Raw genomic sequence first — 22,619 nt, forward strand, 5'->3', positions numbered from 1 at the left:
TATTTATTTTTATAATTTGCGCGCAATGCGCGCAAACACGTTGAAAATAAGTCTTTTTATATCCTTTTTTTTGCTGGTTACAACTCTTTCCGCACAGGGTTCTCGTTGTTCCGATATCCGTCCTTTTTGTGCGGGTAGTGAGGAGCTTGTTTTTGTAAATTCCAATAAGCTGAACAGTGAAGTGGTGGCAGGTGAAAGTGGCCCCGATTATGGTTGCGTAGAGTTTCCAAGATATCCTTCATGGTTTTATTTGCAAATAGAAGATTCTGGAGATTTAGAGTTTTTGATTTCGCAAAGTGAAAATGAAGATGGAAGCGGTGAAGCTCTAGATGTTGATTTTGTGGTTTGGGGACCATTCAATACTTCAGATGATTATTGTCAAGACGAATTACTTTCAGAAGCATATCATGTGGATTGTTCCTATTCTGAAGATGCAGTAGAGGTCGCTAAGATCAATGATGCGAAGAAAGGTGAGATTTATGTTTTTCTGATAACAAATTATAGTGAGCTTCCTGGTTTTATTAATCTGAAGCAAACTAATTCTGGTAGCGGTGCAGGTTCTACCAATTGCGCTATTTTAAATGGAGTTTTGGGAGGAGATAAAGCGATTTGTGGGGAAAGTGAAACTACGCTTAATGCAGAGTTGCAAGGAGCCAAAATCTATCAATGGTTTGTTTTTGATGAAAACAAAGGTGATTTTATTCAGTTATCAAATGAGAGTAAATCGCATTTAAAAGTGACGGTTGCTGGTACCTATCGCGTTTTAATCGAGGATGGCGACGGCGATAACACCATAGAAGATACCGTGGAAGTTGTTTTTTATGATCCTCCCCTAATTACGCAGCCTGCGGAAGCCTTATTTGCTTGTGGCCAGGAAGGTTCTATCGACTTAACTGTAAAGCAAACCGAATTATTATCGCTTAATGCTTCTCCTGAAGTTTGCCAAGTAGAGTATTATGAGACGGAAGCTGATGCTCTAAACAAAAATAAAATTCAGGATCCTAGTGCTTATGTTGCAAATAATAATAAGATAATTTTCGCCAGAATAGTGAATATTGATTCTGGTTGTATATCAGATATTGCTAAAATAGCTTTAGATATCCGAACGCTTCCGCAACTTTCCCTGGAGGAAAATTATAGAGTTTGTGTGGACGCTTATGGGCTGTTTAGTGAGGAGTTAGTATTAGGAGAGGATTTTGGGAAAAGTTATCAATATGCCTGGTATAACGGAGATAAGTTAGTGTCTTCAGAATATGATTTATATTTATATGAAGAATCGGCTAATCCTGATTATACTTTGGTGTTGACCGAAAAATTTACAGGTTGCGAAACGCGTTTTACAACTACGCTCTCTTACGTGTCTAAACCCACCTCGATAAAAATTGGTATTTTAAAAGGTGATTTTGAAAATACAGGGACTGTAGAGGTCAGAACGATGCGTAATACTGGACATTCCTCAGAATTTGAATATAGTTTAGATGATGGGGCGTATACTACTAATCCGGTTTTTCGAAATATCCAACGAGGATTTCACCAGTTGAAGGTGAAGGAAATAGGTGGTTGTGGGGGCATTGTTGAACAGGGGTTTACGGTGGTAGGCTACGATTTTTTCTTTACCCCTAATGGAGATGGCTATAACGATCGTTGGGCGGTTACTCAGGATGCCGATTATAAAGTACTTAAAATTAGGATTTTTGATCGTAATGGGATCTTTTTAAAAGAGATTGATCCTGATGGAGAAGGTTGGGATGGACTTTTAAACGGAAAGGCTTTGCCTGAAGATGATTACTGGTTCAATTTAGAATATGTAAATTTTAAAACGAGTAGCAGGCATAATTTTAGTTCTCATTTTAGTTTAAGAAAATAAAAAAGCCTAATACATCGAAACTTTTCGAATACTAGGCTTCTCCGTAAATCTCGCGATTTACTCGATTCATCGAGATTTTAATTCATTATTTAGCGTAGAAATTCCGGGTTTGCTTCAAAATGGTAAAAAGGCCTTTTCGATTTATAAATCGCTGCTTTCCCAGAGTTTCTTTGTTCTTATAATCCAAAACTTAGCGAAAACACTAAGCTTGAAAATTCCCTGTCGATTGAAGCGGTATTGGTTAAGCCAACCTGATAAAGCGCTCTTCTTTCAGAAAATTGAGTGTTCGTATACGCGGCGTCGATTTTAAATGCACCAAAAGTATAACCAATCCCTGCAGAATATCCATCTAAATCACTCATGGTAAAACCGTCTTTATAAGGGCTTTCTTCATAACGATATCCACCTCTTAAACTCCAGTTGTCAATTCTATATTCGCCTCCGATCTTAATGCTGGATGCTCCTTTTAGATTTTCAGAAATTATATCGTTTTGGATCATAAAATTATCATCATCAGTGGGTCTAAATTCAGTATTTCCATAATCTTTATAACTATAATCTACGCTAATCAATCCTTGCCCTCCAAGTACCACAGCAGCGCTTCCGGTAATTTTTCCAGGAGTCCTTAATTTATATTCAGGGTAAACATTAATAACATCGGGATTTATAATTACGCTTTCATCATATAGATCGCTATAAGTTCTTAGTGATTGAGAAGCTTCTTCTCTAATATTGTACCAGGTGGGAGTGTCGTAAGTAACCCCGATTCTAAGCTTATCGGTCATCTTGTAGATACCACCGACCTGTGCAGAGAATCCATCTCCGTCAGTGCTTAAGGCATTAACAAAAGAAACTTCATTTGTTTCGCTACCTGTATTTGTATTTTTTTCAAAATATCTGGTGGTACGATCGTAATTAATAAAATGACTGTTTAGATTAATTCCCAAGTATAATTTCTTCTGAAATTCTGCCGCAAAATTAAAAGAGATTTTTCCGTTAAGCCCTGTAGAAACGTAATTATAATCGTTTTGAAATTGCCCCGGAGAGAGCAGTGAATTGTATTTAGTATTTTCTATGTCTTCGCTTTCCGGGTTAATGATATATCCCTGATATCCTAAGAACGCTTGCTGTGCTCCATAACCTTCATTCTCTCCAAGATAAGCGTAAAGGTCGTCAATGGTTTCGTTGTCATAAGGCATCAAAAGATCTAATGGTACTCCCTGAGCATAACTTAGGAAATATTGATCGATAGAATTATTACTTATCCCGGCAGCTCTAAATGCATCATCAAAATTATTTTCTTCAGCATAGTTCACGGCAAAACTGAATTTAGTAAACTCACTATCACCGTTAGAATTAAATATTAACGCAATACCGGCCTGATTTAAATTGAAATCGTCTTCTTCTGAATCATTAATGCCAGAGAAATAAGTCGTGGTATTTTTCTTAGAGACATCACCAAAGCTTACTGTTGCAGCACTATTTAAAAATACAGCTGAACTGGCGGGGTTAATGCCTATGGCCGAAATATCACCACCAAGAGCACCAAAAGCGCCACTCATAGCCTGGAATCTGGCTGTACCCTTTAGGTTGGTATGGGAATATCTAAAGGCATCGGTTATATCCTGTGCTTTCAAATCGCTGAAGGCAATGAAGGCCAGGAAAGTGAACGTTAAAATTTTTTTCATAATCTAGGTGTTATATTCAAATTTTAGGCAATAAAATACCCTACAGTGGTTCACTGTAAGGTATTTTATAGGTATAAGTTTATTTTAGCCTCTTCCTCCTCGACCACCGCGAGAACTTCCTCCTCTGGATGTACCTCCAGATGATCTGCTACTTCCAGACGAACTTCTTCCTACAGAGCCCGAACTTCTTGATGGTGAAGATGTTCTTACAGAAGATCTTGTTGGCATTGTAGATCTGGATCTACTAGACTGATAAGTAGAGTTACTTGAAGATCTACCTACAGAGGATCTTGAGCTAGAGCTGTTACTTCTACTATAAAAGGGAGTTGAGCTTCTTCTATTTGACCTTGTATAAACATTACTGTTATCTCTGTCAGTAACTCGACTTCTCACATTGGAAGATCTGTTACTTCTACTAATTCTGGAATTACTATCATCGGTATTTCTTATATCTCTAATTCTTCTGTAATAAGAGGAGTTGCTTCTTGTTGTTCTTGCAGTGACATTATTTCTACGGCTAGTACTTGTTGAATAGGAACTTCTAGAGTTACGGCGAGAGTTGCTATAAGCATATCGGGGTTGGTAGTAGTTATGATAATGATTAGCATAATATCCACCATAGTAGTAAGGTCGGTTCCATCCGCCATAATACCAAGGTTGGTAATATCCGCCCCATCCATAAGCCCATCCAGAGCCATAATAAGGAGCCCCCCAACCTATACTCCAGTAAGGGCCACCAAAGTAGGGATCGTAATATCCGTTCCATCCAAAGCCGCCCCATCCGTAACCATAGCCATATCCATAATAATAAGGATTGTAAAATCCTCTACCCCAAGCACCTCCATAATTATAGATGTTTATGGTAGTATCGTCTGGATCACCCTGTCCCCATGGGGCGTAAGAGCCATTATATGCCATTGTTCCTTCTTCGTTATACATTTCTTCATCTTCAGGATATCCCGAATTAGAAGAATAGGAATCAATATCGGTAAATACAACATCTTGCTGCATAGCATTTTCTAACATAGCAGACTGCTGTGCAAACATGTTTCTGTAATAAGAGTTAGCTTCTTTAAGTTTTTCCTCTCGTTGCTCATTAGCATTTTGAGGTCTTTCGTAACCAGTGCGAGGACGATCTACAGTTCTAGAAGACTCTCCATAAATACCATCGCTGTAACCTGAATATTGGTAAGAACCACATGATGCTAATAATAGCAATAACACAGGTGTTAAGAAAAATGAAGATCTGTGAAGTAAATTATGATTGCGTATCATTAGCTAGTTTTTTAATTGTTGAACATTACAAATTTAGTTAGTTTTGCGCTAACAAAATAAGTCTATATTGTGTTTGTTTAAAACACAATATTTATGCCAAAAAACAATAATGGGTAAGAATTTAACTAGCAGAGAACAAGACTATTCTAAATGGTATAACGAGCTTGTCGTAAAAGCAGATCTTGCTGAGAATTCAGCAGTTAGAGGGTGTATGGTTATCAAACCTTATGGTTATGCTATATGGGAAAAAATGCAGGCCGAATTAGATAGAATGTTTAAAGAAACCGGGCATCAAAATGCCTATTTTCCGCTGTTTGTCCCTAAAAGCCTTTTTGAAGCTGAAGAGAAAAATGCAGAAGGTTTTGCAAAAGAATGTGCGGTAGTAACCCATTACCGATTAAAAACCGATGAGGAAAATAAAGGGAAACTTATTGTAGATCCTGCAGCTAAGTTAGAAGAGGAGCTTGTGGTAAGACCTACTTCTGAAGCGGTGATATGGAATACCTATAAAAACTGGATACAGTCATATAGGGACCTTCCTATTCTTATAAATCAATGGGCAAACGTTGTGCGTTGGGAGATGAGGACAAGATTGTTTCTTAGAACATCTGAATTTTTATGGCAAGAAGGCCATACCGCCCATGCAACAAGACAGGAGGCGTTGGCTGAAACCAAGCAAATGAATGATATTTATGCCGAGTTTGTAGAAAATTTTATGGCTACACCCGTTATAAAAGGAGCTAAAACTGAAAATGAGCGTTTCGCGGGAGCAGAAGAAACCTATTGTATTGAGGCTTTAATGCAAGACGGTAAAGCTTTACAGGCGGGAACTTCGCATTTTCTAGGTCAGAATTTTGCAAAAGCCTTTGATGTTAAGTTTGCGACCAAAGAAGGTGGTTTAGAACATGTTTGGGCAACATCCTGGGGTGTTTCTACACGTTTAATGGGAGCACTTGTAATGACGCATAGCGATGATAAAGGTTTGGTGTTACCTCCAAAACTAGCACCAATTCAGGTGGTAATCGTTCCTATATATAAGAGTGAGGAACAATTAGATCAAATTTCTGAAGTCGCTAACGGCTTGGTAAAAGATTTAAGGGCTAAAGGGCTTTCAGTAAAATTTGATAATAGGGATACTCAAAAACCCGGATGGAAGTTTGCTCAATATGAGTTACAGGGAGTACCGGTTCGCCTGGCTATAGGGCCAAAGGATATCGAAAAGGGGACTGTAGAACTTGCTCGCAGGGACACACTTACCAAGGAGTTTGTTGCTATGGATGCGGTGGTAGAAAAAGTCGCTGCGTTAATGGAAGAAATTCAGGACGCTTTATATGATAAAGCAAAGAATTACCGTGACGAACATATTACAAAGGTGGAGAGCTTTGATGAGTTTAAAGAGGTTTTAAAGAAAAAGGGAGGTTTTATATCGGCTCACTGGGACGGTACTCCAGAAACTGAAAATAAAATTAAAGAATTAACTAAAGCTACCATTAGGTGTGTCCCTTTTGATCGTAAAGAAGAGGGAGGAGCCTGCGTTTTAACTGGTAAACCGTCTATGGGTAGAGTGTTGTTTGCGAAGGCATATTAATTTTTTTCAATTTTTTTTCGCGAACTCTTGCGGCATTCAAAAATAGTTGTATTTTTGCATCCGCAATTGAAACAAAAAATTATTGGTCCGTTCGTCTAGGGGTTAGGACGCCAGGTTTTCATCCTGGTAACAGGGGTTCGATTCCCCTACGGACTACTAAAAACACAAGTAATTTGTGTTGTCGTGAAGCCTTAAGTGGCATGAAATGTTAATAATATTTGGTCCGTTCGTCTAGGGGTTAGGACGCCAGGTTTTCATCCTGGTAACAGGGGTTCGATTCCCCTACGGACTACTTTTAAAGAATTAATTAAATTATCTGTAATGGCAAATCATAAGTCAGCGTTAAAGAGAATCCGTAGCAACGAGGCTAAAAGGCTTAGAAATCGCTATCAACATAAAACAACAAGAAACGCGATTAAAAAATTGCGTGACACTGAAGACAAAAAAGAGGCTGAAACTCTTTATCCTTCTGTAGTTTCTATGATTGATAAGTTGGCTAAAAAGAACATTATACACACAAACAAGGCTTCTAACTTAAAGTCTAAGCTGGCTAAGCACGTAGCTGCACTTTAATTTAGAGTTTTTATAAGTGTTCAATTTATAGAGGAATGCTCTCTACATTAGGGAGCATTTTTTTATTGTTCGGCTTTTAGTAAAAAATAGAGCTCCTTCAAAAAAATGAAGGAGCTTTTCTTATTTTTCAGAATTACAGCTTGAGCTTGTTTAAAATACGGATAGACCGGTTAAGGTAGTAAGTCGCTCTAAGGCTTTCATACCTAATTCAGAGTTTCCTTTTTTATTCAAAACGGGACTCCATACAGCAACTGAATATTGCTGAGGGTGAATCGCAGCAATGCCACCACCAACACCACTTTTTCCCGGTAAGCCAACTTCAAAACTAAATTCACCTGATTCATCATAAAATCCACAGGTCTGCATTAAAGCGTTTAGCCGTTTTACCGTACTGGGATTCAAAATCTGTTCGCCAGTATGTAAAATTTCACCTTTATTGGCATAAAGCATAAATGCTTTTGCTAAAGACTTACAGGACATGGCTATGGAACAGGAATAGAAATAAAAATCAATAATTTCTTCTACGTCACATTTAATATTGCCTAATGCCTTCATATAATTTACTAAGGCAATATTACGATAACCTGATGAAAGTTCAGATTGGGCTACACTTTCGTCATAATCAATATCTTCTTCTCCGGTGATTTTTCTAACAAATTCTAATAATTCTTTTTTAGGATTTTCTAGAATATCAACAAGAATATCTGAAATAACCAAAGCGCCAGAATTTATAAATGGATTTCTGGGGATGCCGCGGTCTTGCTCTAACTGCATTAAAGAATTAAAAGGATTGCCAGAAGGTTCTACATGAACACGCTCCCAAACTTTAGTTCCTAAATTTTTAATGGCCAGGGAAAGGGTAAACACCTTACTGATAGATTGTATCGAAAATTTCTCTTCATGATCGCCAAATCCATAAGATTCTTCTTCATTTCGATATAAATGCATTCCGAATTTTTTCGGATCCACTTTAGCCAGTTCAGGAATATAGGCGGCAACTTTGCCTTTTACATCACGATAACTCATTTCTTCCTGAATGGTGTTTAATATGTCTTGATAATCTATCATTAATTAAGATTAGTTAATTTTGTACCCGTTTCTACTTCGTAAGGATCTTCACTACATTTAAATATTCTGGCAGAAAGTTTTCCTCTTAAAAAAACTTCGTTTTTATCTAATTCTAACCAACTTCCTTCTCTTAAACCTACCACCGGCTGGCTGTTAAAATGATGGAATTCTTTAATACGTGTTTCTCTTGTTTCTCCTTTATGAGTGGAGTTTACATCGGGATCTAAGTAGTGCGGATTAATATTAAATGGAACCAAACCTAATGTTTTGAACGATTTAGGAAGAACAATGGGCATATCGTTAGTAGTGCCCATGGTAAGTCCGCCAATGTTTGTGCCAGCACTGGTTCCCATATAAGGAGTGCCATTTTTTATAGCCTGCTTAAGGAGGTCTATTATTCCATTTCTATATAGTTCGCTTACCAGTAAGAAAGTGTTTCCACCACCGGTAAAAATCCCTTCGGCTTTTTCTATGGCTTCAGCAGCATTTTTAAATTCATGGATGCCTCTTACACTAAGATTGGTCTTTTTGAAAGCTTCTTTTGCGTTTTGCGTGTATTCATCATGGGAAATACCGCCCGGCCTTGCATAGGGTATAAATAAAATTTCCTTATCATTCCCGTAGAGCTCATTAAGATGCGGAATTAAATATTCTAAATATCCCTGGCCATGCAGGGTAGACGTGCTTGCTAATATCGCTTTCATCATTTTCATCATTTTGGGTAAAAGTAGCTAGAAAACTGACTTTTAACAAAAGTTTACGTTAGGTATAGGTCTAATTTTAAGTTAAGAATCGTTACTTTAAATATATAATATCTGGTTATGCGTTATAAGTTATTTTTTCTGTTTTTATGTATTTCAGCAATTAGTTTTGCTCAAAATAAACCTATAGAATTACAAGGAGAGATTACTGTTCCCGAGGGTGATGACCCCGATGGTATTACTATTTTTAATGAAGCTTCCAGTAAAGGCACAATTTCTAATGAAAATGGGGAATTTAAGATCAGAGCGCGTTTAAATGATCAGATAGTATTTTCTTCCCTTCAGTTCGAACAGTTTACCATACGAATTACTGAGGATATTTTAGCTTCTAAAATACTTAATGTATCCATTAACATTGCGCTAAACGAGCTTCCTGAAGTTATGGTTTCTGCAGGGACTTTATCGGGTTCTATACGGGTAGATGTGAATAGAATAAAAGTTACTCCGGCCCAAATCCCAAATACAAATATTTCAATGCTGGAAACACCAAAAATTAATACGCCAGAGTCTCATCCTGTTCGTAATCAGGCACAGCTTTCAAGTCAAACCTATATGGTAAATGGCCTAAACCTAATCAATGTTTTTAAACTGGTAACCGGTAAATTCGGAAAAGAAAAAAAGGATTATAGAGCCATTCCGTTTGCACAGTTGGACGACGAAATTAAGGAAATGTATAGTAACGATTTCTTTAAGGAAACATTGGATCTTGAAGCAAATCAGGTAAATGACTTTATATTTTTTGCTGCCGATAATGGATTAAACGGGCGTATGCTTTCTGAAGAAAATGAGCTTGACATTATCCAGTTTTTGGTAGAGCAGCGTAAAGCCTATCAAAAGCATTTGGATGCTCAGGTAGAAACGCTAGATTAGTATTTGTTGATTTTCGGTATAATTTTTTTAGAAAATTAAAGTTATACTATTGGAAGATTTACAGGATGTTGTTTTGAGGAATACTGTGTTAGGGTAAGTTTTCTTAGTTAGTTTTCATCAATCAATTATCATTTGCGAAATCAAATCTTCTTTGCATGTATTCTAATTATTCCGGCTATCGGTTTTTCACAATCTAAAGTGATTCAGGGAAAAATTGTAGCCGATTCTTTAGATGGTAGCTTGATTAATATTGTAAATATATCTTCTGGTAGAGGTACTACCAGCGATAAATTTGGGGAGTTTACGATTGCTGCTTCAATCAATGATACCATACTCTTTTCGTCAATTCAGTATAAAAAGAAGGAGGTCATAATAAATCCTTCAGTTTACAAGAATGCTTTTCTGGTCGTTAATCTTGAGGAAGGCATAAATGAATTAGATGAAGTGAAACTGCCCAATCTCTCAGGGAATTTAGCTGCAGATATCAAATCGATGCCTATTAACGATAAATATGCGCTAAATGCACCTATGTCTTTAAAAATGCCGCTTCGGCAAGAAGAAAAATTATTGTATACCGCGACTACAGGCCCTGGTGGTACACGTTTAAAATGGTATAGTGCTTTATTTGGCAGTGTTCCGTTGGATCCTATTATCAATGGATTAAGTGGAAGAACAAAAATGCTTAAACACTTAAATGAGCGTGTGTTAGATCAGAATATATTGGAAACTGAGTTAGATCTGCGGAAAAGCTTTCTACTCGAAAGATGCCATTTAACCGAAGAACAATTATATCTTTTTATAAATTATTGCTTTGCTCAATCTGAATTTAAAGAATTGCGCGACGATCCCGATAAGCTTCAGCTGTTGGAGTTTTATAAGCGTGAATCGGTTAAGTTCCTAAAATTATTAGCCCAGCAACGCACAAAGACCCAAATCGATTCTGTTCATTAAAACAAAATTTAGTGCAAAAACCTTTTTTCGTAGTTATTTTTTTGTTTTTAAGCATGATCTTAAAAGCGCAGCAACCGGTAGAACTGGAAGGTAAAATCCTGGCCGATAGTTTAGAATATACTTTTATAAACATCATCAATATAAGTTCGCATCGCGGTACTACCAACGATCCAGATGGCCATTTTGTTGTTAAGGTAAAAGAAAATGATACGTTGCAATTTTCATCAGTTCAGTATCAAAAAAAAGAGATTGTGATAACTAAGGCTATTTTGAATGCGAAGTTTTTAGAAGTCTTTTTATTGCCTGGCGTTAATCAGTTAGACGAAGTCTATCTTTTCGATTCAAAACTAATTGGAAACCTGGAAAAGGATTTTACCAAGATCGATTTTTACGATAAATACCAATTAAATGCACCACAATTAAAACAGGATATTCCTTCTTTAATCGACAGAAAATTAGCGGCCACAGGTGGCGATCCTTCTAATCTTCTTTTAAATACCATTGCAGGAGAACGGCAAAAAGTAAAAAAGATAAAGGCGAATATGGTTTACGATGATCGGGTAGAAAAATCTCTGGAATTAATCAGGCCAGAGAATATTATCAAAATGGGAATTCAGGAGGACGAATTAATGTTGTTCATCTATTTCTCTGCAGAGGACGAATTATTCAATTTGTACGTAGATCAGGAAAGCAAAGGACTTCTATTTGAGTTTTTTCAGCATAAGGTAGTATCCTGGAAAAAGAGAAAAGGGCAATAATGCGATATTTGCTATTTTTAGTAGTAGTGCTGTTAAAGATGTCGCTGGGGTTTTCTCAGGAGCGGGAGGCGTTATTGGGTAAAATCACTAACGATTCTATCGGGGATACCTTTATAAATATTGTGAATTTGACTGCGGAAACGGGAACCGTAAACGAACCCGATGGACGATTTGCAATTTTGGTGAGAGAGAACGACAGTATTTTGTTTTCTTCGGTACAATTTCAAAAAGAATATATCGTCATTACCCGTAACATTTTAGAGAAAGGTTTTTTGGAGGTCACTTTAACCGAAGAAATCAATCAGTTAGAAACGGTTCATCTAAGCAACATAAAACTTATGGGGGATTTAGCAAGTGATATTAAACACATGAAAGTGAAACCGCTAATGTTTATTCCCCCTCCCCGAAAAAAGCTGACAATGGCTGAACGTAGAATGGGTTCGTATGGTGGCGGTTTGGGAATGCTTATCGGGATGCTAAATGGAGAAATAAAGTATCTGGAAAAAGCTCAGGAAAATTACGAATTACAGGATGAAGCCAGACAATTGTTAGAAACGATACCAAAATCTATTTTTACCGAGGATTTTGGTTTAGAGGAATGGGAGATCATCAATTTTATGTTTTATTGTGCCCGTAAAAATGATCCTGAACTTCAAAGACTGGTAGCTAAAGACGACATCTTAAAACTTATCGACTATTTTAAAGCCGAAGCTGAAGCATTTAAAACTATAAGTAGGGAAGAGAACGTGTCTGAATTGGAAAGTAAGAACAGATAATTATCATCTTGCCTCTTAAAAAGTCCTTTAAATTACTGAACTTCGTATTTTGGACTAGTATTTGTTATTTCTGAAATAAAATTTTTTAAAATGAAAAAAGCCGTCCTGTTAGTATTGGTTGTTTTTGCAAGTCTTTCTTTTAAAGCGATTGCGCATAAATTTTATTTAAGCGTGACTGAAATCGAATATAAAAAGGAAAAAAAAGAGCTTCAAATCGTTTCAAAAGTATTTATAGATGACTTTAAAAATGTTTTAGAACAGCGATATGGCGAATCGATTACTTTATCTAAAGAAGCTGAAGCAGGGCCGGTGAACCAATTAATCAAGAAATATTTAGCCTCAAAATTTCAAATATCGGTAGATGGGAAATCGGTACCTCTAAATTACCTTGGTAAAAAGTACGATAAAGACCAGCTTGTTTTATTTGTACAAGCTGAAGATCTTGAAGCTTTTAAGGAGATAAGGATAACAAATGCTGTGCTTACCGATATGTTCGATGACCAAAAAAATGTGGTTAACGTTAAAATAGGGCATCAGGTTAAAAGCCTTATGCTCCGTAAGGATGCTGAAACAGATGTGTTAAATTTTGGCGATTGGTTCTAAAACCGATAATAAATTATTTATTTTTAGCAATATTTAACAAATCGATCCTACATGAAGACAATCAAACTATTATGTACTGCGTTTTTAATGTTTGCTATAGCGGGAGTGAACGCCCAAGAGCAACAACAGGAATCTCCAAAACCGCAAGGACATACTAATCAAAACAAATTTAGACAATTATACCAGGAGTTTAGAGATCCCAGTATGTACCGTACGGCCTCTGGAGCGCCTGGAGAAGCCTATTATCAAAACGAAGCCGACTATAAGATGGACATCGTTCTGGATGATGAAAACACCAAACTTAGCGGTGAAGAAACGATAACCTATCACAATAATTCAAAAAACAAACTGGAGTATTTATGGATGCAATTAGATCAAAACATTCGTAAAAAAGATGCTCCTGCATTAGAAAAAGGATCTAGCGGGATGAGCCCGGTAACCCAACCTTCTCGTTTTGCAGATGAATATTTAAAAGACCCATTCGATGGTGGTTTTAATATAGAAGAGGTTAAAGCAGGTGGCGATAATCTTTCCTATACCATAAATAATACGATGATGCGTATCGATCTTCCTGAACCCTTAGAAGCAGGAGAGAGCTTTACGTTTAGTGTAAAATGGTGGTATAATATCAATAACCACGTAACCAATAGAGCACGTTCTGGTTACGAGCAGTTTGAGGATGGTCATCGCGCTTATGAAATCGCTCAGTTTTTTCCAAGAATGGCTGTTTATAATGATGTAGAAGGATGGCAGAATATGCAATTTTGGGGAAGTGGAGAATTTGCCCTTCCTTTTGGCGATTATGAGGTAAGCATTACTGTTCCTGCAGATCACGTAATGGAAGCCACTGGAGAGCTTCAAAATCGTGACGATGTTTATACAAAAGATATGATGAAGCGCTATAAGAAAGCGCAAAAATCTTATGATGCACCGGTAATTATTAGAACTCAGGAAGAAGCGGTAGAGGCTTCTAAGGATTTTGATAAGAAAACCAAGACCTGGGAATATAAAGCTGAAATGGTTAGGGATTTTGCCTTTGCAACATCAAGAAGGTTTATCCTGGATATGATGGCGGTTAAAATGAATGATGATAGCGATGTTATGGCCGTATCTATTTATCCAAAAGAAGGAAACCCACTTTGGGAAAAATGGTCTACCAGAGTAGTGGCTTCAACACTTCAAAGTTATTCAGATCACACTTTTATTTATCCTTACCATAAAGCTGTTTCTGTACATGCTAAAAATCAGGGGATGGAATATCCAATGATTTGTTGGAACTACGGTCGTCCAGATGAAAATGGAGAATACAGTGACCGTGTTAAATTCGGTATGATGGGAGTTATTATCCATGAAGTTGGTCATAACTTTTTCCCTATGATCGTTAATAGTGACGAACGCCAGTGGGGATGGATGGACGAAGGGATCAATACTTTTGTACAGTATCTTGCTGAGCAGGAATTTGGAGAAAGATATCCAGAAGCTATAGAGGGTTACGATACGTATCCTTCACGTCGTGGTATCCCGGCAAATATAGTTCCTTACATGAGAGGAAATCAGGATTTTATAGCTCCGATTATGGCAAACCCAGAGGAAGTGTATCAATTAGGGAATAATGCCTACGGGAAGCCGGCAACAGCTTTAAATATTCTTAGAGAAACAGTAATGGGGCGCGAGCTTTTTGATCATGCATTTCATACCTATGCGCAACGTTGGATGTTTAAACACCCAACTCCCGAAGATTTCTTTAGAACTATGGAAGATGCTTCAGCGGTAGATTTAGATTGGTTTTGGAGAGGTTGGTTTTACACAACAGATTATACCGATATTGGAGTAGAAGACGTAAAGAAATATTACGTGACCGATAAACAAACCAAAAAAGGTCGTGAACTTTTAGAACGTTACGGTGCAAATCCAGATGAAGTAGATGCTATTTATGTGGTAGAGGAAGGTGACGAAGAATTTGAAGAGGGCATGAAAGGAAAATCTATTCTTGAGAATTCTAAAAAGCTCAACGAGTATGTAATGGACAATTTTTCTTCTGAAGAAAGAAATAATTTAGAAGTGCCTAAATATTTTTATCAGGTAACTTTTAATAAACCAGGAGGATTAGTAATGCCTTTAATCGTAGAATTTACGTATGCTGATGGTTCTACTGAAATGAAAAGATATCCTGTACAGGTTTGGATGAAGAACGATAATACAGTAACTAAAACCATTGCTTCTAATAAAGAAATTACGAAAGTAGTGGTAGATCCAGATCTGGAAACGGCAGATGTTGATTTAAGTAATAACAGCTGGCCAAAAGAAGAAACTCCTAACGAGTTTGAGCAATTTAAAAACAATACGGACGGATAGTCTAAAAAAGTTGATAAATTTTTAAGCCGACTTTAACGAGTCGGCTTTTTTTATGCTGATATTTGTATCTATATTTGTTATTATTATGGTGACTACACTTCCGTTTTTTATTAGTGGCGCAGAGATTGGCTTTATCATTTTTATCCTCGTTATGGTTTTTGGAGCAGATAAAATTCCTGAAATCGCACGTGGTATGGGTAAAGGCATGAGAATGCTTAGAAATGCTTCAGATGATATTAAAAATGAGATCACTAAAAGCGCAGATAAACAGGGAATCGATACAAAGAGCATTACCAACGATGTAAAAGGTGAGATTGATAAGGTAAAAGATAATATCGACGAGATTACCGGTTCTATAAAACGTAAATTATAAATTATATTTTCTGAATGTTCGAACAGCTTAAGCAATGGGATAGGGAGCTTTTTGTGTATCTCAATGGTTTAGGGATCGAAGATTACGATAACTTCTGGATTTGGTTTACCCAAATTCGACACTGGATACCGCTTTACATTCTTTTCTTTGTTTTATTTTTTATGGCGTTTCATAAAAAGAAAGCCATTTATTCCTCTGTATTTCTATTAGTTTCCTGGGCGGTAACTTTTGGCCTTACGTTTTGGACAAAAAATGTAGTAGACCGTTTACGACCCAATAATAATCCGGAAATCAATGAAATTATAAGGATTCTTCAAGAACCTACCAACTTTAGTTTTTTCTCGGGGCATACCTCTTCAGCATTTGTGTTGGTCACTTTTGTCGTTTTAGTACTTCGAAAAACCTATAAATGGATCTGGTTGCTTTATATCTGGGCATTTATGTTATCCCTAAGCCGAATATTTGTAGGGGTTCATTATCCAAGTGACCTTTTTGTAGGGGGCTTGGTTGGCGTACTTATGGCTTGGATCTTCTATAAAATCTACTTGAAATATGAAAGTCGGTTTTATTGATTTTTAACCCGGCTTAATGTCAATCCATCTCGAAGTGGTAAGATCACTGTTTCTATACGGTCATCTTCTGCCAGCATCTTATTGTATTTTACAAGCGCTTCAGTAGAAGTATCGTCCTTTTTGACTTCCTTTAAAACCTTGCCACTCCATAACACATTATCCGATAATATTAATCCGCCGGGATTCATTTTGTCGATGATGATCTCAAAATATGTTGGATAGTTTGGTTTATCGGCATCGATAAAGACAAGGTCAAATTTGAGATCTAATTGCGGAATTATTTGAGTGGCATCGCCTAAATGCTGAATAATCTGATCTTTATATGCCGATTCCTGAAAATACTTTTGCTGAAAGTCAAAAAGCTCCTCGTTAATATCTATGGTATGAAGCTGTCCTTTATTCTGAAGTCCTTCGGCAAGACATAGTGCAGAATATCCTGTGTAAGTGCCAATTTCCAGAATATGTTTAGGATTTGCCAGTTTTGAAATCAAACTTAATAATCGGCCCTGATAATGCCCGCTAAGCATACGTGGTTGTAAAACCTTTTGGTGTGTTTCTCTGTTGAGTTTAGCTAAATATTCAGGCTCTTTTTCAGAATGATTTTCGCAATATTCAATGATATCCTGAGGTAAAAAATCCATAAAAAAATCTTTTTACAAAAATACTAAAATAAACCGCTTGGTATTTTATCAAATTTCGATTCTGGATCTTTAGAAAAGCTTCACTTATCTCATACTGGCATTCTAAAGCCTAAGTTGTATTTTAGCAAAAATTACAATCCACATGCAATTTGAAAATTCTCGCGAATTTGCCAGGCAATTAGATGGCAAAGATCCGTTAGCGAAATATCGAAACGAGTTTATTTTTCCGAAGATCAATAATGAAAATGCGATCTATTTTACTGGTAATTCTTTAGGATTACAGCCAAAATCGGCACAAAGTTACGTGAATGATATCATGAAAGATTGGGGTGATCTGGCTGTAGAAGGACATTTTCAGGCCGATAAGCCCTGGTGGGATTATCATGAGCGTTTTGCTGAAAAGCTATCTAAAGTAGTGGGAGCAAAACCAAAAGAAATTACGGTGATGAATACGCTTACCGTGAATTTACATCTTATGATGGTGTCTTTTTATCGTCCAACAAAAAAGCGCTATAAGATCATTTGCGAAGAAAAAGCTTTTCCAAGCGATCAATATATGATTTCGAGTCAGGTGCGTTTTCATGGTTTCAATCCTGAAGATGCTATTGTAGAACTAAAAAAGCGTGATGGCGAACATAATTTCAGAACTGAAGACATTCTTGCTAAGATTGAAGAAGTAGGAGAGGAGTGTGCTTTGATTTTAATCGGCGGTGTAAATTATTATACCGGGCAGGTTTTTGATATGAAAACCATTACTGAAGCAGGACACAAAATTGGGGCTTTTGTAGGATGGGATTTGGCCCATGCCGCAGGAAATATAAAATTAGAATTACACGATTGGAATGTAGATTTTGCCGCCTGGTGTAGTTACAAATATATGAATAGCGGCCCGGGAAATGTTTCGGGTTGTTTTATCAACGAAAAATATCATAACAAAAAAGACATTCCACGATTTGAAGGCTGGTGGGGACATAACAAAGATCGCCGATTTTTAATGGAACCTGAATTTCAGCCAGAAGACGGTGCAAATGCATGGCAAATTAGCAATGCGCCTGTTTTGGCCTTGGCACCCTATTTGGCCTCGTTACAAATGTTTGATGAGGTTGGAATGGATGCTCTTATTGAAAAGAGAAATAAGATCGTTGCTTATCTGGAGTTTATTTTGCATGAAATTGATAAGGAAGTTGATAGCACTTTTGAAGTGATCACCCCGGCTAACCAGGAAGAACGCGGGACACAATTATCTGTGTTTTTACACGGCGAAGGAAAAGAACTTTTTAATTACCTAATGCAAAATGGTGTAATTCCAGATTGGCGAGAACCCAATGTAATACGATTAGCACCAGCACCTTTTTATTGCTCTTACGAAGATATGTACGAATTTGGCCAGATCTTAAAAAAGGGGATTTTAGGGAAGTAATTATTTTTACTCAAAACCAGTGACCATTGAAGGAGCTGGTGGCGGAGGCGGGCCTGGAATTCTTGGATCAAAAATTATCGAATTTGTTATTGGTTGTTGAATTTTAGATTCTAATTCTTCATTGGCTTCAAATAGTTTTTTCAATGTAATTTTTACTTCAGAGATTCTAGTTGAATCTGGATAGTCGATAAAGAATAGATTTTTTCTTGGACGGTCAATGTTATATGAGCGTTGAGAATCTTCAACAAGCTCATCAATTTTTTTATCTAAATGATCGATAGAAAACTTGGTTCTATAATTTTCTAAAATAGAATCATTGTAAATGTAAATAGCATTAGATCGTAAATAGCATGCTACACCTCGAAAATTGGGACAGGTATGGTAGCCTACAAGATGATATTGTTTATTTTTAACCTTAAATTTTATAGCAGAAAGATAATCGTTACAACTATTCTCATCTAAACGAGCACGTAAATCGGCATAGGTTTTTAAAGCATCCAAATCGATAATCTTTAAAGTTTGATCCTGCATGTCTAAAAAGCGCTTCGAATATAATTTTTTAGTGGGTTCCAGCTGCTGAAGGTTTTCTTTCTCAACTTCAGAGCAGGAATTAAATATGAAGAGCAATGAAAGCGTAATAAAGTATATTTTTTTCATAAGAAACGGATTGCTGCTAAAAAACAGAAACAACAATCAGTCCGAAAACTCATAGAGCATCATTTTCAATAAAAAAATCCAGTGGCTTATATTTTTAAATAAATCACTGGATTTGACATTCGATAATTGAATGTCTACAATAGATCATAATAAAGTGTTGTCACCTTGAACCTGCCCGTCCGGCAGGCGGGCTTGATTCAGGGTCTCATCAAAATAGCTTGTTTTTTTACTACAGTATGAGATTCCGGATCAATTCCGATAGCTATCGGAACGGAATTACGAATAAAACGAATTATTACAAATTACGGCGAATTAATTCGATAAATAATGCAGCTTATTTTATCACAATATCAGTAAAATAGAGTTGAAAGCTTCCATCCTTAGATCTTTAATGCTTTGTGATTGTTTATAATATTCTATAATCATTTTTTTAAATTAAAACTTACTCAAAACCTTACTATTAGGAAGGTTTTGATTTGCCATTGGGACAAAATATTTGAGTATTTTTCCAGAAATTTTTGTAAAAAATTATTTACTGTGATTTTTCGAATATTTAATTTTTAATTGATCAAAGAAGGTTTAATTCTTAAGTTATTTTTTTAAAAATTAAAAAGAAATATACTATTAATTACTGGTGGATAAATTTATTAAAAGGCATCTTAGGTCTTTTTAGTTTTTATATAGTTTAATGAAATTACTTTAATATGAAATCAAAAATTGGAAGTAAAGGTTTAATATATGTTTTCCTTTTCTTTTTAGTATCTATTACCGTTCTTGGACAGGAAGTTCCTGACATAACTCCTACATCTCCTAACGCAGCTACTTTAGGAGAATATGGTAATACACCAGTTAGTCTAGCAATAGGAACCCCGAACATTAGCATTCTAATTTGGAATATAAAAGGGAGTAAACTATCACTTCCAATTTCGGTTTCTTACCGTGCATCTGGGATAAAAATAGAAGATCAAGGTTCAAATATTGGATTGGGCTGGGCTTTAAATGCGGGAGGCGTTATTACAAGATCAATTAAAGGTCTTCCTGAAAATGGAATTAATTCATATACTAATAAAATATCTCCCAAACGCCCTGAGAGTCTTCCGTTTAATATGAATCCTGATTTGTTGGATCTTTCTATTGTGACGGAGATTTCTAGTGAATACTCTACCACAGACACTGAACCAGATTTGTTCTTTTACAATTTCGGAAATTATTCAGGAAAATTTGTATTTGATGAAAATGGAGCGGCCAGGATTATGCCAGATTCGCAATTTAAATTAGAATATACAACTAATCCGGAGGCCGATATAGTAATTACAGATTTAGACGGAATAAAGTACTATTTTGATGATACAGAGTCAATAGGTCTAAATAATATATCGTGGTATTTAACAAAAATTGTTTCTGCAGATGGTTCAGAAGAAATTTCATTTGAATATGCCTTGGAGAAGTTCACCTATTGGTACCCCGCAAGAAGTATAGCGTATGTTGATGCAAGACTAACGATAGAAGAAAATATTAATGCGGTAAATGTTCAACAAAGAGCTTTGAGATTAACAAAAATAAATACAAATTTTGGAGTCAGCCTGGAATTTAAAGCAGAACAAGAGCGGTCAGATTATAACTTAAGCTCAGCGTCGTCGGCGAACAAAGCAAAAGCAATAACTGGTATTGAAATTAAATATGAAGGTCATCTTAAAAAAAAAGTATTATTTGATCAAGAGTTTATAGAAACAAATAAGCCTTTAAGCACTTCAAATTATTTATGGAAATTTCATGATATGTCTTGGGCTAACAAAAGGATGTATTTAAAAAGCATTAAGGAGATAAATACTATTAATGTAGACGAAAAAAAGCATGTTTTTGAATATTGGGGTAGATTAAGCAATGGGAAAGATTCATTAGCTAATAAAATGTCTTACGCGCAGGATCATTGGGGGTATTATAATGGTGAGAACTATAACTCTTCATTGAGACCGGCTTTCTCGGGCTCTGTACCACACGGACTTAACGTAACGCTTTCCCAAAAAATGGTTTCAGGGGCAGACCGTTCTGCATCATTTCCTTGGAGTAGGTGCGGAACTTTAAAATCAATAACCTATCCTACAGGTGGGAAAAGCACCTTTAATTATGAAGCGCATATTGGAGATCACGCGCATGCAGATGATGTTGAGGTTGGTGGTCTGAGGATTTCAGAGATAGTTGAGCGTGATTTTTCAGGAGATATTCTTAAAACAAAAAAATATGAATATAAAAATGGTTTTATAGTTGACTATCCAAATTATACTAATTACGATGCTATTTTTGTTTTTCCAAATTTTGATAACGATCTTGGTAATTTTTATCTATATAATTCAAATTTTAATCACACTGATCCTATTGGTAACCATAAGCAATACAAAGTAATGATTCATTCAGGATCCGTATTTGGTTTGGGATCTACAAACGGATATCATATTAGTTATAGAGAGGTAAAGGAAATTGAGGTTGGTAATGGTTTTATTTTAAATGTTTATAATGGAGCAAATGAATCTCGGTCTGGAGATTTTACAGATACCTATTATGAATACGACCCAGTGTCTGTAAATAATATGCGTCAAAGGTATTCTTGGAGAATTGCTTGGCAGGAGGAGGGAATTAGAAAAGGTAGTAATTTTCCAAGAAGTCGGGGCGGATGGCCTTACGCCCCTAGAACAGATTACAGTTGGAAGCGTGGGCTGTTACAGGAACAATACTTCTATAAAGAAGGAGAAAGTATCCCTATTAAAAGTATTATCAATGATTATTCCTATAAAAATTTAATCCCAGTATACGGGCTTATTTGGCAAAAAGAAAATATTGATAGCTATACAGAAAATCCTAGTACGGCCTGGAGCGTATTCTTTTATGGTAATTATAAGATTCAATATGGGGTCGCTAATCTAACTAAACAAACTATAACACAAGATGGGGTTACGGTAGTTAGGGACTATGATTACAATGATAAAAACCAAATAGCTTCTACTACAATTACCAACAGTGATGGAAAGGTAATGGTCACAGAGACCAAATATCCTAATGATTTTGCAGTTTCTAATAATGTCTATAAAAAAATGGAAACCGCGAATATTTTAAGCCCTGTAATAGAAGAGAAAATAAGAACCCATAATGCAGCAGTATCAACCACAAGAACGAATTATAAAGATTGGGGTAACGCTGTTTATCAACCTGAAAGAATTCAAAGCTCAAAAGGCACAGGCGTTTGGCAGGATAGAATCGTTTTTGAAGATTATTATGCAAATGGAAAAATCAAAGAAGTATCAAAAGCAGGTGGTGCCCATATAGTTTACCTGTGGGGCTATCATGGACAATACCCCATAGCCAAGATAGAGAATACGACCAAAGCGACTTTAGAAAATGAACTGGGTCTACTTAAGAATGTTGATGAATCGGATTTACCTGCAATCAATAATCTCCGCTCCAATAGTGCTTTCAAAGATGCGATGATTACAACCTATGAATATGAACCTTTGGTAGGGATGACTGTTATGACCGATCCCCGTGGCAGGACAACAACCTATCACTATGATGATTTCGGCCGTTTGGAGATGGTCAAAGACCACGAAGGTAAGTTAGTAGAGGAATATGAATATCATTATAAAGGCGAATAAACCCCCTAGGTTATGAATAAATATATATCACTTACCGTTTTTTTTCTTATAGGTTTTATAGGGGACACATTGTTAGCCCAGATTGGTATACCGGATGATGGCGATGAATGTCCCCCCGGCACCACGCTTTATTATCGGGATAATGATGGGGATGGTTATGGGAACCCGAATATTTA

General features: G+C 36.3%; 19 protein-coding genes and 2 tRNA genes. 15 read left to right on the forward strand and 6 right to left on the reverse strand.

Translation table 11 applies throughout. The features are described from left to right. Positions 1–25 precede the first annotated feature (25 nt). A complete protein-coding gene (locus L1967_RS09005; protein WP_249601331.1) occupies positions 26–1,867 on the forward strand; it encodes a T9SS type B sorting domain-containing protein in 1,842 nt (613 codons plus the stop codon). Positions 1,868–2,043: 176 nt separating this feature from the next. Here L1967_RS09005 and L1967_RS09010 read toward each other — a convergent pair whose 3' ends face one another. Together L1967_RS09010 and L1967_RS09015 are read right to left on the reverse strand one after the other, a co-directional pair. Then, positions 2,044–3,555, reverse strand: a complete 1,512-nt coding sequence (locus tag L1967_RS09010; RefSeq protein ID WP_249601332.1) for an OmpP1/FadL family transporter — start codon at positions 3,553–3,555, stop codon at positions 2,044–2,046. Between the two features lie 84 nt (positions 3,556–3,639). Continuing rightward, positions 3,640–4,830 carry a hypothetical protein gene (locus L1967_RS09015; RefSeq protein ID WP_249601351.1) on the reverse strand — a complete coding sequence of 397 codons (1,191 nt, stop codon included), beginning with the start codon at positions 4,828–4,830 and terminating at the stop codon, positions 3,640–3,642. Between the two features lie 109 nt (positions 4,831–4,939). On the opposite strand from L1967_RS09015, the gene proS reads away from it, so the two are divergent. The 4 genes from proS to rpsT all read left to right on the forward strand — a co-directional run bounded on the left by proS (position 4,940) and on the right by rpsT (position 6,991). After that, positions 4,940–6,418 carry a proline--tRNA ligase gene (proS, locus tag L1967_RS09020; protein ID WP_249601333.1) on the forward strand — a complete coding sequence of 493 codons (1,479 nt, stop codon included), beginning with the start codon at positions 4,940–4,942 and terminating at the stop codon, positions 6,416–6,418. A gap of 84 nt (positions 6,419–6,502) precedes the next feature. Beyond that, positions 6,503–6,574: transfer RNA gene (locus L1967_RS09025), tRNA-Glu, on the forward strand. A gap of 64 nt (positions 6,575–6,638) precedes the next feature. Next, positions 6,639–6,710 (forward strand) — tRNA-Glu (locus tag L1967_RS09030). A 29-nt stretch (positions 6,711–6,739) separates the two neighbouring features. Then, entirely contained in the window at positions 6,740–6,991 is a 252-nt protein-coding gene (gene rpsT, locus L1967_RS09035; protein ID WP_041580101.1) for a 30S ribosomal protein S20, read from the forward strand. 150 nt (positions 6,992–7,141) lie between these two features. Here rpsT and L1967_RS09040 read toward each other — a convergent pair whose 3' ends face one another. Both L1967_RS09040 and pepE read right to left on the reverse strand, forming a co-directional pair. Beyond that, positions 7,142–8,056 (reverse strand): glutaminase, encoded by a 915-nt coding sequence (locus L1967_RS09040; protein ID WP_249601350.1) that lies wholly within the window; start codon positions 8,054–8,056, stop codon positions 7,142–7,144. 2 nt (positions 8,057–8,058) lie between these two features. Then, the gene (gene pepE / locus L1967_RS09045) at positions 8,059–8,766 is read right to left on the reverse strand and encodes a dipeptidase PepE (protein ID WP_249601334.1); all 708 of its coding nucleotides are present in this window, start codon (positions 8,764–8,766) and stop codon (positions 8,059–8,061) included. A 114-nt stretch (positions 8,767–8,880) separates the two neighbouring features. On the opposite strand from pepE, the gene L1967_RS09050 reads away from it, so the two are divergent. The 8 genes from L1967_RS09050 to L1967_RS09085 all read left to right on the forward strand — a co-directional run bounded on the left by L1967_RS09050 (position 8,881) and on the right by L1967_RS09085 (position 16,078). Beyond that, positions 8,881–9,690 carry a carboxypeptidase-like regulatory domain-containing protein gene (locus L1967_RS09050; RefSeq protein ID WP_249601335.1) on the forward strand — a complete coding sequence of 270 codons (810 nt, stop codon included), beginning with the start codon at positions 8,881–8,883 and terminating at the stop codon, positions 9,688–9,690. A gap of 132 nt (positions 9,691–9,822) precedes the next feature. Beyond that, positions 9,823–10,641: a carboxypeptidase-like regulatory domain-containing protein gene (locus tag L1967_RS09055; protein ID WP_249601336.1), complete on the forward strand. Its 819-nt coding sequence runs from the start codon at positions 9,823–9,825 to the stop codon at positions 10,639–10,641. A gap of 11 nt (positions 10,642–10,652) precedes the next feature. Further along, on the forward strand, positions 10,653–11,399 hold the full coding sequence (locus tag L1967_RS09060; protein WP_249601337.1) for a carboxypeptidase-like regulatory domain-containing protein: 747 nt from the start codon (positions 10,653–10,655) through the stop codon (positions 11,397–11,399). Then, complete coding sequence (locus L1967_RS09065; RefSeq protein WP_249601338.1) at positions 11,399–12,175, forward strand: carboxypeptidase-like regulatory domain-containing protein; 777 nt, start codon at positions 11,399–11,401, stop codon at positions 12,173–12,175. Before L1967_RS09060 ends, L1967_RS09065 begins: the two co-directional genes overlap by 1 nt. A 90-nt stretch (positions 12,176–12,265) precedes the next feature. After that, positions 12,266–12,778, forward strand: a complete 513-nt coding sequence (locus L1967_RS09070) for a DUF6702 family protein (protein WP_249601339.1) — start codon at positions 12,266–12,268, stop codon at positions 12,776–12,778. Positions 12,779–12,829: 51 nt separating this feature from the next. Beyond that, positions 12,830–15,133, forward strand: a complete 2,304-nt coding sequence (locus L1967_RS09075) for a M1 family metallopeptidase (protein WP_249601340.1) — start codon at positions 12,830–12,832, stop codon at positions 15,131–15,133. Positions 15,134–15,218: 85 nt separating this feature from the next. Then, positions 15,219–15,506, forward strand: a complete 288-nt coding sequence (locus L1967_RS09080) for a Sec-independent protein translocase subunit TatA/TatB (RefSeq protein WP_249601341.1) — start codon at positions 15,219–15,221, stop codon at positions 15,504–15,506. Between the two features lie 14 nt (positions 15,507–15,520). Beyond that, positions 15,521–16,078 (forward strand): phosphatase PAP2 family protein, encoded by a 558-nt coding sequence (locus L1967_RS09085; RefSeq protein ID WP_249601342.1) that lies wholly within the window; start codon positions 15,521–15,523, stop codon positions 16,076–16,078. Here the strand turns inward: L1967_RS09085 and L1967_RS09090 are convergent. Further along, entirely contained in the window at positions 16,072–16,719 is a 648-nt protein-coding gene (locus L1967_RS09090; protein ID WP_249601343.1) for an O-methyltransferase, read from the reverse strand. The two genes, L1967_RS09085 and L1967_RS09090, sit on opposite strands and share 7 nt — an antisense overlap. Positions 16,720–16,861: 142 nt before the next feature. Between L1967_RS09090 and kynU the strand changes: the two genes are divergently transcribed. Then, positions 16,862–18,139: a kynureninase gene (gene kynU, locus L1967_RS09095; protein WP_249601344.1), complete on the forward strand. Its 1,278-nt coding sequence runs from the start codon at positions 16,862–16,864 to the stop codon at positions 18,137–18,139. A gap of 6 nt (positions 18,140–18,145) precedes the next feature. Here the strand turns inward: kynU and L1967_RS09100 are convergent, their stop codons facing one another. Beyond that, positions 18,146–18,796 (reverse strand): hypothetical protein, encoded by a 651-nt coding sequence (locus L1967_RS09100; protein WP_249601345.1) that lies wholly within the window; start codon positions 18,794–18,796, stop codon positions 18,146–18,148. 704 nt (positions 18,797–19,500) lie between these two features. Between L1967_RS09100 and L1967_RS09105 the strand changes: the two genes are divergently transcribed. Then, positions 19,501–22,443: an RHS repeat protein gene (locus tag L1967_RS09105; protein ID WP_249601346.1), complete on the forward strand. Its 2,943-nt coding sequence runs from the start codon at positions 19,501–19,503 to the stop codon at positions 22,441–22,443. Positions 22,444–22,619: the final 176 nt, after the last annotated feature.

The organism is Zunongwangia pacifica (assembly GCF_023499215.1).
GTDB classification, from domain to species: Bacteria; Bacteroidota; Bacteroidia; order Flavobacteriales; family Flavobacteriaceae; genus Zunongwangia; species Zunongwangia pacifica.

Excerpts from the sequence above, each read along its gene's own strand:
- L1967_RS09005 (WP_249601331.1), top strand. The coding sequence starts at position 26 with ATGCGCGCAAACACGTTGAAAATAAGTCTTTTTATATCCTTTTTTTTG.
- L1967_RS09010 (WP_249601332.1), bottom strand. The coding sequence starts at position 3,555 with ATGAAAAAAATTTTAACGTTCACTTTCCTGGCCTTCATTGCCTTCAGC.
- L1967_RS09015 (WP_249601351.1), bottom strand. The coding sequence starts at position 4,830 with ATGATACGCAATCATAATTTACTTCACAGATCTTCATTTTTCTTAACA.
- proS (WP_249601333.1), top strand. The coding sequence starts at position 4,940 with ATGGGTAAGAATTTAACTAGCAGAGAACAAGACTATTCTAAATGGTAT.
- rpsT (WP_041580101.1), top strand. The coding sequence starts at position 6,740 with ATGGCAAATCATAAGTCAGCGTTAAAGAGAATCCGTAGCAACGAGGCT.
- pepE (WP_249601334.1), bottom strand. The coding sequence starts at position 8,766 with ATGATGAAAGCGATATTAGCAAGCACGTCTACCCTGCATGGCCAGGGA.
- L1967_RS09050 (WP_249601335.1), top strand. The coding sequence starts at position 8,881 with ATGCGTTATAAGTTATTTTTTCTGTTTTTATGTATTTCAGCAATTAGT.
- L1967_RS09065 (WP_249601338.1), top strand. The coding sequence starts at position 11,399 with ATGCGATATTTGCTATTTTTAGTAGTAGTGCTGTTAAAGATGTCGCTG.
- L1967_RS09070 (WP_249601339.1), top strand. The coding sequence starts at position 12,266 with ATGAAAAAAGCCGTCCTGTTAGTATTGGTTGTTTTTGCAAGTCTTTCT.
- L1967_RS09075 (WP_249601340.1), top strand. The coding sequence starts at position 12,830 with ATGAAGACAATCAAACTATTATGTACTGCGTTTTTAATGTTTGCTATA.
- L1967_RS09080 (WP_249601341.1), top strand. The coding sequence starts at position 15,219 with ATGGTGACTACACTTCCGTTTTTTATTAGTGGCGCAGAGATTGGCTTT.
- L1967_RS09085 (WP_249601342.1), top strand. The coding sequence starts at position 15,521 with ATGTTCGAACAGCTTAAGCAATGGGATAGGGAGCTTTTTGTGTATCTC.
- L1967_RS09090 (WP_249601343.1), bottom strand. The coding sequence starts at position 16,719 with ATGGATTTTTTACCTCAGGATATCATTGAATATTGCGAAAATCATTCT.
- kynU (WP_249601344.1), top strand. The coding sequence starts at position 16,862 with ATGCAATTTGAAAATTCTCGCGAATTTGCCAGGCAATTAGATGGCAAA.
- L1967_RS09100 (WP_249601345.1), bottom strand. The coding sequence starts at position 18,796 with ATGAAAAAAATATACTTTATTACGCTTTCATTGCTCTTCATATTTAAT.
- L1967_RS09105 (WP_249601346.1), top strand. The coding sequence starts at position 19,501 with ATGAAATCAAAAATTGGAAGTAAAGGTTTAATATATGTTTTCCTTTTC.